General features: G+C 58.9%; 14 protein-coding genes. 5 read left to right on the forward strand and 9 right to left on the reverse strand.

The genetic code is table 11. From position 1 onward, the window contains the following. Positions 1–294 precede the first annotated feature (294 nt). From CEY11_RS13105 to CEY11_RS13115, 3 genes are read right to left on the reverse strand one after another with little or no spacing between them, the layout of a single operon-like run. Positions 295–1218 carry a LysR family transcriptional regulator gene (locus CEY11_RS13105; protein ID WP_088603852.1) on the reverse strand — a complete coding sequence of 308 codons (924 nt, stop codon included), beginning with the start codon at positions 1216–1218 and terminating at the stop codon, positions 295–297. Next, complete coding sequence (locus CEY11_RS13110; protein ID WP_088603853.1) at positions 1215–2297, reverse strand: TauD/TfdA family dioxygenase; 1083 nt, start codon at positions 2295–2297, stop codon at positions 1215–1217. Before CEY11_RS13110 ends, CEY11_RS13105 begins: the two co-directional genes overlap by 4 nt. Next, entirely contained in the window at positions 2298–3527 is a 1230-nt protein-coding gene (locus tag CEY11_RS13115) for a CaiB/BaiF CoA transferase family protein (RefSeq protein WP_088603854.1), read from the reverse strand. It abuts the gene before it with no gap. A 138-nt stretch (positions 3528–3665) separates the two neighbouring features. On the opposite strand from CEY11_RS13115, the gene CEY11_RS13120 reads away from it, so the two are divergent. After that, positions 3666–4415, forward strand: a complete 750-nt coding sequence (locus CEY11_RS13120) for a GntR family transcriptional regulator (RefSeq protein WP_158215306.1) — start codon at positions 3666–3668, stop codon at positions 4413–4415. A gap of 127 nt (positions 4416–4542) precedes the next feature. Further along, positions 4543–5502: a Bug family tripartite tricarboxylate transporter substrate binding protein gene (locus tag CEY11_RS13125; protein ID WP_088603856.1), complete on the forward strand. Its 960-nt coding sequence runs from the start codon at positions 4543–4545 to the stop codon at positions 5500–5502. Between the two features lie 96 nt (positions 5503–5598). On the opposite strand, the gene CEY11_RS13130 is transcribed toward CEY11_RS13125, so the two are convergent. Further along, positions 5599–7950 carry a sulfatase-like hydrolase/transferase gene (locus tag CEY11_RS13130; protein WP_088603857.1) on the reverse strand — a complete coding sequence of 784 codons (2352 nt, stop codon included), beginning with the start codon at positions 7948–7950 and terminating at the stop codon, positions 5599–5601. Between the two features lie 586 nt (positions 7951–8536). On the opposite strand from CEY11_RS13130, the gene CEY11_RS13135 reads away from it, so the two are divergent. The 3 genes from CEY11_RS13135 (at position 8537) to CEY11_RS25135 (ending at position 10441) form a co-directional block, all read left to right on the forward strand. Then, on the forward strand, positions 8537–9562 hold the full coding sequence (locus tag CEY11_RS13135) for a Bug family tripartite tricarboxylate transporter substrate binding protein (RefSeq protein ID WP_088603858.1): 1026 nt from the start codon (positions 8537–8539) through the stop codon (positions 9560–9562). A gap of 110 nt (positions 9563–9672) precedes the next feature. Further along, on the forward strand, positions 9673–10116 hold the full coding sequence (locus CEY11_RS13140; protein ID WP_088603859.1) for a YybH family protein: 444 nt from the start codon (positions 9673–9675) through the stop codon (positions 10114–10116). 4 nt (positions 10117–10120) lie between these two features. Continuing rightward, a complete protein-coding gene (locus tag CEY11_RS25135; RefSeq protein WP_143322823.1) occupies positions 10121–10441 on the forward strand; it encodes a cupin domain-containing protein in 321 nt (106 codons plus the stop codon). Positions 10442–10721: 280 nt separating this feature from the next. Here CEY11_RS25135 and CEY11_RS13150 read toward each other — a convergent pair whose 3' ends face one another. The 5 genes from CEY11_RS13150 to CEY11_RS13170 all read right to left on the reverse strand — a co-directional run bounded on the left by CEY11_RS13150 (position 10722) and on the right by CEY11_RS13170 (position 16410). Then, positions 10722–12083: an acetyl-CoA carboxylase biotin carboxylase subunit gene (locus tag CEY11_RS13150; protein ID WP_088603861.1), complete on the reverse strand. Its 1362-nt coding sequence runs from the start codon at positions 12081–12083 to the stop codon at positions 10722–10724. A 10-nt stretch (positions 12084–12093) separates the two neighbouring features. Then, a complete protein-coding gene (locus CEY11_RS13155; protein ID WP_088603862.1) occupies positions 12094–12315 on the reverse strand; it encodes a biotin/lipoyl-binding carrier protein in 222 nt (73 codons plus the stop codon). A gap of 98 nt (positions 12316–12413) precedes the next feature. Further along, a complete protein-coding gene (locus CEY11_RS13160) occupies positions 12414–13973 on the reverse strand; it encodes an acyl-CoA carboxylase subunit beta (RefSeq protein WP_088603863.1) in 1560 nt (519 codons plus the stop codon). A gap of 40 nt (positions 13974–14013) precedes the next feature. Next, positions 14014–15258: a CaiB/BaiF CoA transferase family protein gene (locus CEY11_RS13165; protein ID WP_088603864.1), complete on the reverse strand. Its 1245-nt coding sequence runs from the start codon at positions 15256–15258 to the stop codon at positions 14014–14016. Positions 15259–15675: 417 nt separating this feature from the next. Then, positions 15676–16410, reverse strand: coding sequence for a GntR family transcriptional regulator (locus CEY11_RS13170; RefSeq protein WP_088603865.1), 735 nt, complete (start codon positions 16408–16410; stop codon positions 15676–15678). Between the last annotated feature and the right edge of the window lie 9 nt (positions 16411–16419).

A 16419-nucleotide genomic window follows, 5' to 3' on the forward strand; every position in this document is an offset into this window, starting at 1 on the left:
TCAGGCACGCACAAGGCCGCTGCAGCATCACTCACGATGCCCGATATACGCCATGTTTCCAGCAATTTTCCCTTCGGACTGCAAAGTTGCGGAGCCGCTTGCCTGTAGCCAAAAACCTGGAATGCCTGTCAAATCGATCCGTGCAGTTTGTTATATTTCTTATTTTTTGATTTTTTGATATAATAACATCACTATAATTAAAGCCAAACACCACTCAACGAAGGAATTGATAACCGCTCAGGCAGCCGAGCCCGATGGCACGGCACGCAGAATCGCGAAGTTTTACCGACGCGCTTACAAGCCACGAAAAATCGCCTCTGCTTCGCCCTTGATGAGGGCGGCAGTGTGGCGTTTGATCGGATCCCTGGACACGTCCCTGCAGGTGACCAGCACAATGCGCCGTTCGGCACGAATAGGCGCGTGCGGCAGCTCCTGCAGCATGCCGGCAAAACGGCCGGCCTGCAGGCTGAGCCGCGATGTAAAAGCGAGTAATTGGGACGTACCCACCAGCCCCGGCGCAGCAAGCACCGAGTTAACCTCGATGCGGCAAGAAGGCTGGGGCAGGCCCTGGGCTAAAAAGAGGTCGTTCAGATGCCGGCGCACCTGAGACCGCTCGTCCGGCAGCACCCAATCATAATCGCACAAGTCAGCATGTCGAACCTGCGGGACGACCAACAGCGGATGGTCGGCCGCGCACGCCACGACGAGCGAGTCGTCCAGCAAGTGAGTGACCACCGCATCGCCGACCGGCGTGTCCGGCGCGGGCACCACGGCCATATCGATCTCGCCGGCGGCAATGTCGACGCAAAGCTGGCGGCTTTCGCGTATACGTAGATCCAGCACCAGCCCTGGAGCATCCCGGCGCGAGGCAGCCGCGATGCGTGGGAACAAAGACTCGGCCACGAGCGGCGATGCGCCGAGCCTGACGCGAGCCGCCTCGCCCCGGGCCTCGCGCTGTACGTCCCGGATAGTCTGCTGCAGGCTGGAATCGACGATGCGCGCCCGGGCGAGCAACAACTTGCCCGCCGCCGTCAACCGAAGGCGGCGGCCGTCCGGAGCAAACAGCTTGCCGTCGATTTCGCTTTCCAGGCGCCTGATGCTTTTCGTGATGGCCGGCTGCGTCAGCCGCAGGCTTTCGGCCGCCAGGCCGAGATGGCCGTACTCGGCGGCGGCACGAAAGTAGCGCAGGTCGCGAATGTCCATCGCAATGCGATTCAATCCACCATGCGCGCGGCGGTATTTTCCTTGAGGCGCTCGTCATGGATCGAGGGCATCTCGGTAAACGGCTTACGGTGCAAGGACCACAAGCGCATGTCTTCGTCGGTATGGAATACCTGCCGCGGCGGCATGGGATCCCAGTCCTTGGCGCGTATCCAGATGCGCATCAGATGCCGGCGCCGCTCGAGTTCCGGGTAGTCTTCGTAATCGGTGCGGCCATGTACCATGCTGCGATTGTTCAAGAACTGGATGTCCCCGTCCTTGAAGCCCATGTCCAGGAAGTGCTCGGGCATTGCGGCGACCTTGCGTACGCGATACAAGGCATCGGATTCCTCTTGCGTGTAGGGGCGCTGGCCGCTCTTCTCGCACAAACGCGCGTACCCCGTGGGCAGGTAGCACACGACGCGGCCATTCTGTTCGGTGAAGAACGGCACCCTGTCTTCGCTGTAGGTGCGGGTCGCATGGCGCCCGTCCTCGTCGGCCCGTTTCAGCCACAGCCCATCGCATAGAATGCGGAAATATTCCGGATAGTGCTCGGCCATATAGTTGTGCACCGCCAGCGCGCTGGAGATGCGGCTGGCGCCGCCGGTCTTGGCCGTGCGCAGACACATCAAGCCGATGATGTCGCAGGAGTCCGTGTGCATCAATTGCCCGCCCCCTTTGCGATAGCCCCGCGACTTAGGCTCGAGGTCGCTGACGTCCATCACGTGGCCCATCATGTCGCCGAGATACGATTGGGTCATCGGCCGGCCCATATAGGAAGACAGGCCGAAGTAGACCAGCGCCATCTCGTCGTCGCTGTAGCGCGCACGCGGCAGCCCGCGCAGCATCAGGAAGCCCGCCCCGTCCTGCAGGCGATGCGGCAGCCCGCGCATCAGCGCACCGACCTTGTCCAAGGGGAAGTTATCCGGCGTGATATCCGGGAAGTCGACCTTGCCCAGCGACTTCAAGTGTTTCAACGCCGCATCGATTTCCTCGACCTCTGCGGGCGACAGCACGTGCAGGCCGTGTTCCTGCCAATCGATATCGGGCCCCTTCCATACCGCCGGCCCTTGCAACTGAGTTCCAAGCAACGCCATTTATCTCTCCTTGTTTGCGCAGACCACGTTTCCGGCCTGCAAAGCCTTGAATGCGTCCTGGCCGACGATAGGCGCCAGGATTTCCTCGTTATGTTCCCCGATGTGGGGCGCGCGATATCTGAAGGTTCCCGGGTCGCGGGCAAAACGTGGCGTGATGTTGTGCATGAGCTGCTGCTTCTGGCTTTCCGGCAGGCGCACGAACACTTCCCGTTCCCGCACGTACTCGTCTTCGATCAAGTCGCTCGCGTCATAAACGGGCCCGGCGGTCACGCCCTCGCGATCGAACAGCGCCAACGCCTCGGCGAAACGCTGTTTGGCGAACCACTCGGCCACCAGCCCGTCGATGTACTCGACATGCCGCAGCCGGCCCCGTGCAGTGCTGTATTCGGGATTCTCGATGATGTCGCTGTGGCCTATCAGCGTGAAGAAGCGCCTGGCCATGGTCTCTGTCGAGGTGGAAAGGCAGATCCACTTGCCGTCCGCCGTCTTGTATACATTGCGCGGCGCCGTCGTGTTCGAGCGGCTGCCGGTGCGGGCCTTGAGCTTGCCGGTCAGCTCATAGGCGCCGACCTGCGGCCCGAGCACCGATACCGTGGGCTCGAACAGCGACAGATCGATGATTTCCCCGCCCTTGCCGTTGACCCGCATGTTCCACAAGGCGGTCATGGTTGCGCCGAAGCCGTACAGGCCGCTGACCATGTCCCCCAGGAAAATGGGGGGCAGCACCGGCTCGCGGTCGCTGAAACCGTTGATGGCCGCAAAGCCGGTATAGCCTTCCACGAGCGTGCCAAAACCCGGCTTGGTTCTGTACGGGCCGGACTGCCCCCATCCCGTGATCCGCACAATGACGATGTTGGGGTTGATGGCATGGATGACATCCGGCGCCAGCCCCATGTTTTCGAGCGTGCCGGAACGAAACGACTCGACGAACACGTCGACCGTCGGCAGCACTTTCTTCAGCAGCGGAAGCGCTTCGGGGTGGCGGAAATCCAGGCTCACACTGCGCTTGTTGCGGCAATACGTGTTCCACCACGTGTCGTAGCCGTCACTGCGGAAGTTGCGCAGCGAGTCGCCGCCGGGCGGCTCGACCTTGATTACGTCTGCGCCGAAATCGGCCAATTGCAGTGTCAACACATTGCCCGCCACCAGGCGCGAGAGATCCAGCACCCGGATGCCGGCCAGCGGGCCCTTGGCGCCCGCCTCGAACTGGACATGAGGAAAGTCTTTCATTTTATTCAGTGCAGCCTTAATTGATATAATGATATCATGCTTTTATAAAACAAAACCATTACAGAAGCCCAGCAGCATGGCGATATTGGTTAACATTCTCACAAGTCATAAAAAACCATGGAGATCCGGGAAAGTCTCATGAGAACCAATGCCCCGAAATACGTGCTCGTCGCCGACCTGCTGGCCAAGGAAATCTCCAGCGGCTATCCGGAAGTAGGCACGCTGCTGCCCAAGGAAAGCGATTTGATCGCGCGTTTCAAGGTCAGCCGCACGACCATACGCGAGGCCCTCAAGCGCTTGAGCGCGCTGAAGCTGATCGAAACCATCCATGGCGTCGGGACGCGCGTCATTGCGCGCCAGCAGAGCCAGAGCTTCATGCTGACATCCCGCTCTATTTCCGAGCTCGTGTCGTACGGCGCCGGCGCGACCCGATTCCGGGTGCTGCGCCGCGAATCACTGACGCTGCGCCCCGAAGACACGCCCGTATTCAAAATGCCGGCGGGCAGCGCCGCACTGCGCCTGATGGGGCAGCGCACCAGCAAGGCGGATCCCGAACAGATCATCGCCATCTGCCGTATTTACGTGCGCAAGCCCTACCTGACTGCGGTGGCCCACGACCGCGAAATGGATGAGGCCGTCTATACGCAGATCAGCCGGGCCTTCGACATGGAAATCCAGAAAATCGAGCAGGAGATCCAGGCAGTATTCGTGTCTCCCGAAGAGGCGCAGCTTCTGCGCGCCACGCCGTACAGTCCGGCCCTGCAAGTGGTTCGCCGCTACTTCTTCGAAGACGAAGTGCCGTTCGAAGTCACGGTGAACACCTACCCCGGACACAACTTCACCTACAAAATGACACTGAATCGAGTCGCCGATACCCCGGCTCTATAGCCGGAACAGTGTTCTGGCGCTCTGTTTTCATTTCTTCTTGAAATAGTGATATCTCGATGATAGGATCTCACCTTGTGGCCGAAAAAGATCTTTTCCGGCTGCCACTAAAGTGAGATCAGGAGAAGAAATGAAACCTTTTTGGAGGCTGGCCGCGACCGCGGCATGCAGTCTTGGCCTGGCCGGCATAGCGCAAGCCAAGGTCGACATCCCCAACGTGATACGGATCATCGTGCCGTTTTCCCCAGGGGCAAGCAACGACACCTTTGGCCGTGCGATTGCTAAAAAACTGACGGAGGAAACAGGCAAGACCTTCATCGTCGAGAACAAACCGGGCGCGGGCGGCACGATCGGCACGAACGAAGTCGCCAAGAGCAAGGGCGACGGCGCAACGCTGCTTTTCAGCTCGTCCTCGGTGGTTACCAATACCGTGGGGCGCAAGCTCAATTACAACTTGCTGAAAGACCTGTCGCCGATTTCCGTCGTATCCAAGGGCGCGATGGTGCTGGTCGCGTCCAAGGCGTCTGGGCTGAAATCCCTGGAAGACCTGAAGCAGGCGCTGAGCTCGGGCAAGCACATGACCTACGGCACCCCCGGTCTGGGCTCGATTGCGCATCTGGCCTCGGAATTGCTGATGGCGCGCTCGGGCGGCAAGTTCCAGAACATACCGTACAAGGGCGTTTCCAACGCCATCATCGACATGGTAGGCGGACGCGTGGACTTCATGATCTCCACGCCCGCGTCGATTCTGGGGCAAATGAAGTCCGGCGACGTCACGACGCTGGGCGTGACAAGCGCCAAGCCTTCGCCCTTCCTGCCCAACGTGCAGCCGGTCGCCGATATATACCCCGGCTACACGGTCGATGTCTGGTGGGCTTTCTTCGCCCCCTCGGGAACCCCGAAAGAGCTGCTCGACTTCTATAACAAGAGCATCAACAAGGCCATATCGAGCAAAGACATGGCCGCCATGTTTGCGCGCGAATCCACCCAGGCCATGCACATGACGGCCGCGGAATCGCGAACCTTCATCGATGCCGAATACAAGAAATGGCACGATCTGGCCAAAGAGCGCCACATCAAGCTCGACTGACGTGCCGTAGCATTAAAGAGGCGAGCCCGCGTGAACGGGCTCGCCGAAGCGCTTTTCGTCGAAGAGCCGCCAGGCCGCGCACCGGCCTGGGCGAGTTCAGCTCATGTGGCAGGTCTTGCCCATATTGCTCTGGATGATCTGCTGGTCGGCCGCGTCGGTCTTGCCGTCGTGGTTGAAGTCGTACCAGCTCGACTGGCCGCCATTGAGCTGGCTCAGCTCTTTCCAGTTGTCCAGATCCTTCTGATCGACCACGCCGTCATGATTGCCATCGCCCGGGCAATTCACGGTGTCGTAGTTCCAGTTATAGTCGGCCACGGCATCGTGCTGATCCATTTGGGACTTGAGTTGGGAGTAGGCCTGCTGCTGCTCGGGGCTGAGCGATGACGTATCCAGCGGCGGCGCGGTAATCGCGGTCAGCTGGCTGCCTTCCTTGTCCAGGGCGGGATTGGGGGTGGCGGTATCGATCTTGTAGAACTCGTCCTCGACCCCGTAGGCGGTCTTGCTGTAGCCGTAGGCGGTGGGATCAGCCGCCGTGCCCATGGCCGGGTCGCACTGGTTGCGCGTCTGGCGCACCAGCTTGTAGGTGCCGTCGGTGACCGCCTTGGTTGCGGTGGGCAGGAAGGTGGTGTCTTCGCCCTTGGTCAGGCGGTACGCCTGGGCCTGGCAGCAGTTGTGATAGCCCGTTGCCGGAATGCCGCTGGTTTCACTGGACAGGTTGTCGCCATACCAGATGCCGCCCTGGGTCAGGCACACGCCTTTCTGCGGGAACAGCGTGGTGCAGACATTGTTGGCCGCCGGTATCACGCAAGGGGACTCGCTGGCGGACGCATCGGTGGCCCGCAAATTGGTGCCCATCTCGGTGAAATTGGTAGTGCGGATGCTGGCCTGGCTGGGGTTGGTCAGGTAGGCCAGCATGGGCTGGGCGTCGATGGGCTGGCTGGCCGGGATGGCGGCGTCCAGGTTGGCGCCGGCAATGTCGGCGAACAGACGATACAGATCGACCGAGCCCACCATGGACGGCACCTCGCGCCCGGGCGAAGCAACCATGGGGCCGGCCGCCAGCAGCGGCACCCACACACCGGTCTGGTACGGGGTGGCCTTGGCGCGCGTGGGGTCGAACCGCCCCGGCGCAGTGAACTTGACACTGTCTACATAGGTGCCGTTGTCGCCTATGACCACGACCACGGTATTGGTCTTTTCGGGGTGGTAATCGAGCGAGCCGTCGGCCTTGTACTGGGCAAGATTCAGGCCCACCAGCAGATCGCCGATTTTCTTGTCCAGGGCCTCGATCATCAAGTTGGTGATGAGGTGGCTGTCGACGACATCGGTAAGCTGCGTGACCACCGGTGTGTTTTCCGAGTCGGCCCGGGTCGAACACACCAGATTGTCGTTGCGCCCCGGCGTGTCGTCTGCGATCAGCGATACGGGCGGCACCTGCAGCGGCGCGTGGATGGCCGAATAGCCCACCGTCAGCATCCAGGGCTTGTCGCTGGGCTGCTGCTTGGCCCAGTCGAGAGCGCGGTCGGTCTCGAGGATGGAGCGGTAGCCGCGCGAAGAGGGATCGGAGGCCGGCATCACGTAGCCGTTGCCCTTTTCCGTGCTTTTTACCCACCTGCCGGTGTAGTAGCCGTTCTGTGCCGTGAAGTCGATGTAACTGGGCACTGTGGACTTGCACGATTGGCCCGGATCCAGGATGCCGCCGCGTTCCATGCAGCTGCGGCCCGGGGTGGTGACATCGCCGCCTATCGAAAGCTGCGAGCAGCTGCCATCAGCCAGATAGCAGGCGCCGGAATCGGCGCCATTGGCCGCGTCGATGTGCTTGGTGGGGATGAAGCCGCACTTGTACGGGCCGCTGTCGACGTCGGCGCCTTTGGTCGTCAGGCCGGCGCGAGTATCGATGTTGTAGGGAGCGCCGTCGAGGAAGCCGTCGAAGTAATCGAAGCCCAGCTTCCACATGCTGTCGTAGCCGTAGGGCAGATTGAACGCGTTGTTCAGGTCGGATCCGGTCAGGTGCATCTTGCCGATCAGAGCGCTGGTATAGCCCACCGTATGCAACAGCTTGGGCAGCGTCAACACATAGGGCGAGGTCGACGAGTTGGCCAGGTCGGTCGCCACGATCGCATTCTGTATATTGTCTTGGGACGGATAGCGCCCAGTGAAGAACGTGGCCCGCGAGGGCGTGCAATCGGGCATGGCCCATGCATTGCGGAACTGCACGCCAGCATGGGCAATGGCGTTCAAGTTGGGGGTTCTGGCTGGATCGACGCCGCCATAGCCATAGGACGTCATCTGATCCACGCCCAGATCATCGAGCACGATGAAAAGAATATTCGGCTTGGCCGACGCGACCTTGTCGCTGCCGGAGTCGGAATCGGAGCATGAAGTCAGCAAAGCGGCCGTCGCCGCCAAAGCCACCACGGACGCAGGCCGAAATAGTCTCTTGATCATAGTTACACCCCTTCCCTGTTCTTTTTAGGTAGAGTAACAATATGTTCTATTCGTGACAAGCTCATAATCGGTGCTAGCTAAATCATCGATTAGTTACATTAATCGGACCATTCTCTTACAGACCAATGGCGAATCGCGCGTTCATAAATACTTAACACGCCTTAAGCGGTCACCTACTAGCGCGAAACACTCCGGCACCCTATGCTGTACCGAATCAACTAAAGAAATAATGGGGGATCGAGGTGAGGATCTGGCAATTCCGTTGACGCGGCCGCAACGCTCCGGGCCATAGTGGCGGCCCGCGGCCGGTTCTGCCGCCAGCAGCCGGCCGGCTGCCATGGCTAGTCGGGCATGGGTGGCCAGCCATATTGCGCGAGCGCCGAGCAGTGGCGGTTCCCCATGGGTTGGGGGAACCGCTTACTCTTGCTCTATTGCGCAAGCTTCAACGGCAAGACCTTTCCGGGGGGGCCCGATCGCCCCGCCATGATCATCGCCCGCATGTCTTCCCCCGAGGCCGCCACATGCCTGCCATTGCTGCCGGCAGTTGAACAACAAGCCGATTTCGGCAACCCTGAGGAGTCAAGCCATGCAAAAAAGTAAGCATTCAAACAAGATACATCTGGCCGGCGTCGCCAAAGCGGCCGGACGCCTAGCCACCGCCGCGCTGGCCATCGCTTGCCTGGCGGTACCGGCATCGGCGGCCGACGCGCCGGCCAACTATCCCAACAAGCCGGTGAAGGTGGTCGTGGCCTTCTCGCCGGGCGGCACCACAGACATCCTGACCCGGCTGGTGACCGAACACATGAGCCGCGAGTTCGGCCAGCCCTTCGTGGTGGAAAACAAGCCCGGAGCCGGCGGCAATATCGGCACAGGGTATGTGGTCAACTCCAAGCCCGACGGCTATACGCTGATCGTGGACTCCGTAGGCCCCATTGCCATCAACCCTACGCTGAACAAATTGTCCTATAACCCGCTAACCGACCTCATCGCCGTCGCCGAAGTCGCGGACGTGCCCAATGTGCTGGTGGTCGCCCCGCAGCACCTGAAGGTCAAGGACATCCACGAGCTGGTGAAGAATATCGAAGCCCACCCCGGCGAATACAACTTCAGTTCCACAGGAGTGGGCACATCCTCGCATTTGTCCGGCTACCTGATGGGCAAGCTCCGCAACCTGAAGATCACGCACGTGCCTTACAAAGGCGCAGAAGCGCTCAATGACTTGCTGGCAGGCCGCGTACAGTTCATGTTCGCCACCATCCCCTCCGTCCATTCGCTGATCGAATCCGGCCGGCTCAAGCCCCTGGCCGTCAGCAGCCCGCACCGTTCACGCTCGATGCCCGATGTACCCACCATGGACGAGGCCGGCTTCAAGGGCTTCCGCGCGGGGTCATGGTTCGGCATGTTCGCGCCCAAGGGTACGCCGCCGGCCATCATAAAGAAACTGCACGACAGCGTGAACCGCATCGTTCAGATTCCTGAAGTATCGAAGATAATGGTGCAACAAGGTGCGGATCCCGTGCCGGGCAGCTCCGAGCAGTTCAAAAATTTCGTGCAAGAAGAGCACGACCGCTGGAAGATCTTGCTGATAGAATCAGGCGCGGCCAAGCCATAGCCATAGGCCTTATGCCGACACCCGTTCTTGCCGCGGGCCGGGCGGCGAATCACTCGCAGGAAGCCCGGCTTGCGGCGGCCGGGCCCGTCTAAATCAAGGCGGTTGCACGGATGAACCATACCCGAATCGGCGTTTTCTTATCGATCCTCGCGCTGCAGTTCTGCTGCGCGGGCGCAATCGCAGGCGATGCGGCCGAGATCCGAACCCGCTTGCAGCAATGGGCGGACAGCTTCAACAACCGTGACACGGCCGCCGCCTGCGACCTGTTTTCGAAATCACTGGTTTCCGACGTTCAGGGCCAAGGCGAAGCGAACTACGAAACCCGCTGCGCAATCATCCGCAAAGCGCTCGGCGACAAGCGGCGGCGTTTCCACTACGACCTCCGCATCAAAGAAATCATGGCCGACAAGACAATGGCCGTCGTCCGGCTCGAATGGATCCTGAAGATTTCTCCCGGCGACGCGACCAGTACCGAATCCGGCCTCGATATCTTCAGGAAAGAAAGCGACGGGCAGTGGCGCATCATCCGGTACATGGCTTATAGCCGCGACTGAACCGGTGAATTCACAATTTGCAACCTTCTTCACCCAGTCAAAGAGCAAAGGCTGCTGGAGGGCCCTCGACGGCAAAGGCCATGAAACCATCGTCACGCGCACCACTCACGTTCCGGGAACACGCCCCCGGTTGCATCGCCATGACTACGGCGGCGCGACATGCGCGCTGGACGGCAAAATGACCTTGTATCGGGAAGGTGCGGCACCCAAGCACGCCGCAACGCACGAGTGCTATTACATGCCGGCCAACAATGTAATGGCCGGCGTCGATGCGGGAACCGTAAACGCGGCAATGCTGGATATTTTTCAGGTGCCCGAGGGATAGCCGGTCTGGAATGTCGTTGAAGAAAACGGCAAAGCGCCAAAAGGCCAATTCGACGGGCACGAGCATTAGGCAGCCCCAGTCTCTGGGCAAGTAGCCCAGTCAGCAGATTACTCCGATACGCAGCTGGTGATTGAAGCTATAGACATTCTCACCCGCAATAACCTGCTCGTCACCGAGGGAACAGCGTCATTCACCCTAATCCGGCACTTGATCAGCAACAAGCAATCCCATGCTCGGATGATGCAGCTACGTGGCATGTAAACCCAGATATGCACAAAGCTCAAGAAAGCAGCTCGCTCTTCCACTCTTCAATAAAGCTGGTGGATACCATTCCCGTCTTGAAGGCTTCGTGAGATACCGTTTTCATCAGAAAGTCAATATTGGTCTGTACGCCTTCGATCTCGATCTGTGCCAATACTTCGAGCATACGACGCAGTGCGGAGGGTCGATCCGCGCCATGACATATGATCTTCCCGATCATGGGGTCATAAAAGTGGGTGACTCTATCTCCTTCGCGCACTCCACATTCAAGCCGGAAGGTCTCATTCGTAGTGGGAAAGCGTAGTTTCTCCAATATGCCCGTGGATGGCAGGAAATTCTTGGATGGCCGTTCAGCATACAACCGACACTCTATGGAATGCCCACTTGTCTGTATATCAATTTGGTTGACAACAGCAAGCGGCTGCTGCGCTGCAAGTTGCAATTGCATGGCGACCAGATCCACGCCTGCAACCATCTCGGTAACAGGGTGTTCGACCTGTATGCGCGTGTTCATCTCCAGGAAGAAGAATTCAAAGGTACGTGCATCCACGACAAATTCAACCGTACCCGCACCTCGATAACGCTCTTGCCGACATAGGGACAGCGCAGCCTGCAGCATACGCTCACGAACATCGATGGGTATTCCTGGCGCCGGACTTTCCTCTATTATCTTTTGAAACCGTCGCTGTATGGAACAGTCGCGCTCATGCAAGTGGATGGCACGACCATCCCCAAACCCGAAGACTTGAACCTCTACATGCCTTGCTGGGGAAACATAACGCTCCAAGTACACTGTACCGTCTCCAAACGACCTTTCCGCCATTTGCTGCGTGGCCTTCACCACGGCTAGTAGATCCTCCTGCCGGTCGACGCGCCGCATGCCTATTCCACCACCTCCCGCGGCGGCTTTTACAAGCAGCGGGAATCCGACACTTGCGGCCGCACCTATGATGTGATCAGTGTCGCCCACAGCAAAGCGAGTACTGCCAGGCAACACAGGTACGCCGGCCGCTTCGGCCAATAAGCGCGCCCGTTCTTTATCCCCCATTGAACAGATGGAGTCAGGGGTCGGGCCAATCCAGACAATACCCGCGCGCTCAACCTGCCGAGCGAATTCGGCGTTCTCGGCTAGGAAGCCGTATCCGGGGTGTATCCCGTCGGCGCCACTGCGGCGTGCAGCCTCCAGAATATGATCGACCCTCAGATAGCTTTCCGTTGCGCTTTTCCCTTGGAGCGCATAAGCCTCGTCTGCTTCCACAACATGTTTAGAATCGGCATCTACCTCCGAATACACGGCGACCGTCTGAATGCCAAGACGACGGCAGCTTCGAATGATGCGACAGGCGATCTCCCCTCGGTTGGCGATCAATACTTTTTTCATTGTTTTCCAATCAAGAATTGATGACGGCGATAACCTGCATCTCGCTCACTTCATCACCCTCTTTGACCCTGAGCTCGGTAATCTGGCCAGCGGTAGTCGCAGCCACCGGAATTTCCATCTTCATAGACTCGACCACAATGACCGTGTCTCCTTCAGCTACCTGGCTACCCACCGGTTTCTCGACCTTCCAGACACGCCCGGTGATATCGCACAACAATTCCTCTCTACTCATCGCCCATCTCCTCGGAAACAATAAACATCCGCCACATTCATAACTATGGAGCTACACCACGGCCACCAGCATCGGAACCGGGTCTTGCATACCAGCCATCACCCCCTGTGCGGGCTTCGGGTCGCGAGTACTTCCCAGGCATCAGCGACCCAATCGCACAGTATGGCGCGCGTCTCGCGCGGGTCGACGATATCGAGAATGCGAAATGCCTCTGCTGTACGAAACGGCGAGCCAAGGTTCAAGAACCGTTGTTCTATTTCCTCGCGCTTAGCCAGCGGGTCAGGTGCAGACTCGATTTCGGTGCGATAAGCGGCCGACACGCCACCCTCTATCGGGATCGATCCCCAGCGAGCTGAAGGCCACGCAATACGGTGGTTCAATTGGGGGAAGTATTTTGGGGCATGCATCCCACCAGCCATTCCATAGCAACGGCGCATGATCACGGAAAACCAGGGTACCCGGCTTTTTTCCACGGTCGTCAATACACGCACGGCAGCCAGCAAGGTTCCGCGGGCCTCAGCGTCAGGCCCCGTCTCATTTCCCGGTTGATCGACGAAATTGATGACCGGCAGCCCGAATATCTTGCAGAGATTGATATGCCGCTCAGATTTATACGCCGACACCGTCGTCATCGCTCCACCCGCAACTCGAGGATCACTGCAGAGTATCCCGACCGGATAGCCATCGATCCGCGCCAGCGCCGTGATCACGGAGCCGCCATGCCACCGCCCAATCTCAAAGATGGAGTCCTGATCACAAATCGCGGCCAGAATTTTGCGGGGATCGTATATTTTCCGGCGATCATGGGGAATCGCATCGGCCAACCAGTCCTCCACCCGCTCCGGCGGGTCTCCGGTTTCGACACGCGCGGGCCGCTGGTTGACATTGCGGGGCAAATAACTGAGAAATCGGCGGGCTTGCGCAAAGGCATCCATTTCGTCGACCGCCTCATTGTGGACTAGACCGCTTCTACGATGAACCTTGTATCCACCCAGATCGTTCTTCTCGATATTGATTCCATATGCCTGCTTGACGACTGGAGGCCCAGCAGCAAACACCTGGGACTGATCGCGCACCATGACGGAAAAATGCGAGAGCAGAACCTTCATGGCCCCCAACCCGGCACATGATCCAAGCGCAATGCCCACCACCGGCACATGATCCAACAGACTCACCGCGGGCCAGGTCGGATATCCTGGAATCTTGCTGCCGCCCTGCTGCTCCAGCAACTTGACACTTCCCCCGGCGCTGTCAACCAATCGCACTAATGGTGCGGACAAAGTCATCGCCAAATTTTCCGCATAGATCCATTTTTCAGAAATCGTGGATTCCGACGATCCGCCGCGAAGCGTGTAATCGTCCGCGGCTACGACTACTTTCCGCCCCTCTATTTTGCCTACGCCAAATAACGCGTTTACGGGTTTCATATCCATGAAGCGCCCGTTGCTGTCGTAGACACCCTTTCCGGCAATCCTCCCCATCTCCCGGAAGCTGCCCGGATCGACGAGCACATTCATGCGTTCGCGAGCATTCAGACGACCCTTTTCCTTGTGCCTGCGCAGTGCCTCTTCTCCGCCCATTGCGGCCGCCAATACGCGACGCCTGTGCAATTCTTCGAACTCTGACTTCCACTGCTCGCCGTGATACTCAAACTCCATGATGCATTCCCCACTGTGTTCGAAAATTTGGCACCGCGCCTCACGCGTTGGCCTTGACAACCCCTGCCTCGATCAAATCATCGATCGCATCTCCATCGAGGCCCAGCTCCTTCTGCAATACAGCCCGAGTGTCGCTGCCGAGTTCGGGGCCAGTGAAGCGTATCGCCCCAGGAGTCCTGGATAAGCGCGGCACGACTCCTATTTGGGTCGTATCCCCAAGCTCGGAATGAGGCACGGATTCAAGCATGCCGCGGGCCCGATAATGGGGGTCTTCGAATATGTCGGCAATCGTGTATACGCGGGATGACGGGACGGCCGCGCTCTCCAGCATTTCAGCAAGATCGAGCACGTCATAGCCGCGAGTCCATGTAGAGATGATCTGATCCAAAGCCAGCATGTTGGCTTTTTCGCCGCGCAACCGGATAGTTGCGAATCGCGGATCCCGCACAAGCTCGGGCTGCCCCATCGCTTTTAATAGACGCTCGAAGGTCGCGTTACTGTTGGCTGCGATGAGAATGTAGTTGTCGTCGCGGGTCGGATATAAGCTATTGGGGGCCATCGATGGCAAATTCGGCCCCTGACGAGTAGGCACTTTTCCGAGCTTCTGATAAGCCGGCACCAACGGCTCGAGCTGGGTAAATGCGGTTTCATAAAGAGCGACGTCCACAACCTGACCGAGGCCGGTCGCATCGCGGCTACGCAACGCTCCGAGCGCTCCGAACGCGGCATATACCGAAGTCAGATAGTCGGTAGTGGCAAGGGCAACTCTGGCCGGCGGCCTGTCGGGGTCTCCGGTCATGTGCCTCACACCAGCCAGCGCTTCGCAAATAGCACCATAGCCGGGCCGTTTGGCATAAGGCCCATCTTGCCCAAAGCCGCTGATTCGTACATAGATGACGCCCGGATTCACTGCCGACATCTGCTCATACCCCAGCCCGAGGCGTTCGAGCACTCCAGGACGATTGTTCTCCAGGACGATATCGGCCTTCGACATCAGCGCGAACGCCAGTTGCTGCCCCCTTGAAGACTTCAGATCTATGGAGACTGATCGTTTGTTGCGCAGTACGGAGGCGGCATAGAGCGAGATGTCTCCGACATGGCTTCCAAGTTGGCGCACCGAGTCTCCTTCGAGAGGCTCGATCTTGATTACATCCGCACCAAAATCACCGAGCAGGCGGCCACAGGCCGGGCCAGCCACCGTGTTGCAGATCTCAATCACCTGGACTCCGCTCAGCGGCAATTTCCGCTCGAGCTGGTGTGTGTTCTTAACTCCTACTTCTCTCATGCATTCCTCCAGCTGTGACGCACCGATTGCCACACAGATCAATTATATTTTTTAACAATGATTTTGTTAACAATAACACAGTCGACTTATGGAATCAATGCATTTCAAGAGCGACAAGCCTGAAACGCAAGGGCTCCGCGCAGATGCGTGACCCACGAGCGAGCCGTTCTCCAGGCGACGCGAAGGCCCCTAGGGATAAGCACGACTGCCAAACAGGGAGGAATGGGGTTCGAGGCCACGGAAATAGGCCAACGAAACAGCCGGCGCAAAGGAAGCGGAGTCGCTCCGTCCACGCGCCGCAAGCACGGCGGCGCTACGCACAGGCGTGCGGAGCGCGCCGGCGGCTTAAAGATGCTTTCTTATTGCCCGCGACAAGCGCTGGTCATTGCAGGCCAGCCGGCTACGAGAGCCGGAACCTTAGCTCTTTCCGGAATCATCGAGCGCAGAAACCATGGCCTGCCACGCCTCTTTCATACGCAATTGGGACAACTTCTCCGCAAGATCAGCATCGCCAGTTTTAGCGGCTTCGTACCCCTGTTTCCACAGTAGAAACGAGCGCTTTCTTCTCTCTTGGGAGCGCAGCCCGAGCTTTGAATAGCGCAGTGTTTGCAGCGATAAGGAAGTGACAATGTTCGCCAAACGTTTACTTTGCGTCAGCATCGCGGAATTCAGAGACGCGCGGAACACCGTTTCCGCATAACGGGTGGCATCTTCGAGAGTATCGCCCAACATATGCTCGAGCTGCTCTATGGTGCGTTCCAGAAGGTTCAGGTATTCCGCACTATGAGAAGCAACATTCTTGCGCGCGACCATCGACAAAAGGCTTGCCCGGATCTCGTATATTTCGGCTAGCTCTGTCGAGTTCAAGCTGGTCACGGTTGCCCCACGACGAGGGTGCAGCTCGACAAGTCCTTCCCGCTCAAGAATGCGCAATGCCTCGCGAATGGGGCCTCTGCTCACCTGGTAGCGCTCGGCAAGCTCTTGCTCGGGAAGCGGTGTGCCGTCCTCGATAGCGCCCGCGATGATGCGATCTCCGATTTGCGCCGCTATTTGCTCAGAAAGCGTCAATGTAAGAAGCTGCCGCCCCGAAAACAGACGGGCTTCAACCGCCCCTTCCATATCCAGCAGCGCCAAGCCAGAAGATTCATTCATGTCTTGCAC

It is taken from the genome of Candidimonas nitroreducens, from assembly GCF_002209565.1.
GTDB lineage: Bacteria > Pseudomonadota > Gammaproteobacteria > Burkholderiales > Burkholderiaceae_B > Candidimonas > Candidimonas nitroreducens.

Bases quoted from the DNA above. Each gene is read 5' to 3' on its own strand.
- CEY11_RS13150 (WP_088603861.1), bottom strand. From the start codon at position 12,083: ATGAAAAAAGTATTGATCGCCAACCGAGGGGAGATCGCCTGTCGCATC.
- CEY11_RS13110 (WP_088603853.1), bottom strand. From the start codon at position 2,297: ATGGCGTTGCTTGGAACTCAGTTGCAAGGGCCGGCGGTATGGAAGGGG.
- CEY11_RS13135 (WP_088603858.1), top strand. From the start codon at position 8,537: ATGCAAAAAAGTAAGCATTCAAACAAGATACATCTGGCCGGCGTCGCC.
- CEY11_RS13130 (WP_088603857.1), bottom strand. From the start codon at position 7,950: ATGATCAAGAGACTATTTCGGCCTGCGTCCGTGGTGGCTTTGGCGGCG.
- CEY11_RS13170 (WP_088603865.1), bottom strand. From the start codon at position 16,410: ATGAATGAATCTTCTGGCTTGGCGCTGCTGGATATGGAAGGGGCGGTT.
- CEY11_RS13160 (WP_088603863.1), bottom strand. From the start codon at position 13,973: ATGGAGTTTGAGTATCACGGCGAGCAGTGGAAGTCAGAGTTCGAAGAA.
- CEY11_RS13120 (WP_158215306.1), top strand. From the start codon at position 3,666: ATGAGAACCAATGCCCCGAAATACGTGCTCGTCGCCGACCTGCTGGCC.
- CEY11_RS13155 (WP_088603862.1), bottom strand. From the start codon at position 12,315: ATGAGTAGAGAGGAATTGTTGTGCGATATCACCGGGCGTGTCTGGAAG.
- CEY11_RS13115 (WP_088603854.1), bottom strand. From the start codon at position 3,527: ATGAAAGACTTTCCTCATGTCCAGTTCGAGGCGGGCGCCAAGGGCCCG.
- CEY11_RS13125 (WP_088603856.1), top strand. From the start codon at position 4,543: ATGAAACCTTTTTGGAGGCTGGCCGCGACCGCGGCATGCAGTCTTGGC.
- CEY11_RS13165 (WP_088603864.1), bottom strand. From the start codon at position 15,258: ATGAGAGAAGTAGGAGTTAAGAACACACACCAGCTCGAGCGGAAATTG.
- CEY11_RS13140 (WP_088603859.1), top strand. From the start codon at position 9,673: ATGAACCATACCCGAATCGGCGTTTTCTTATCGATCCTCGCGCTGCAG.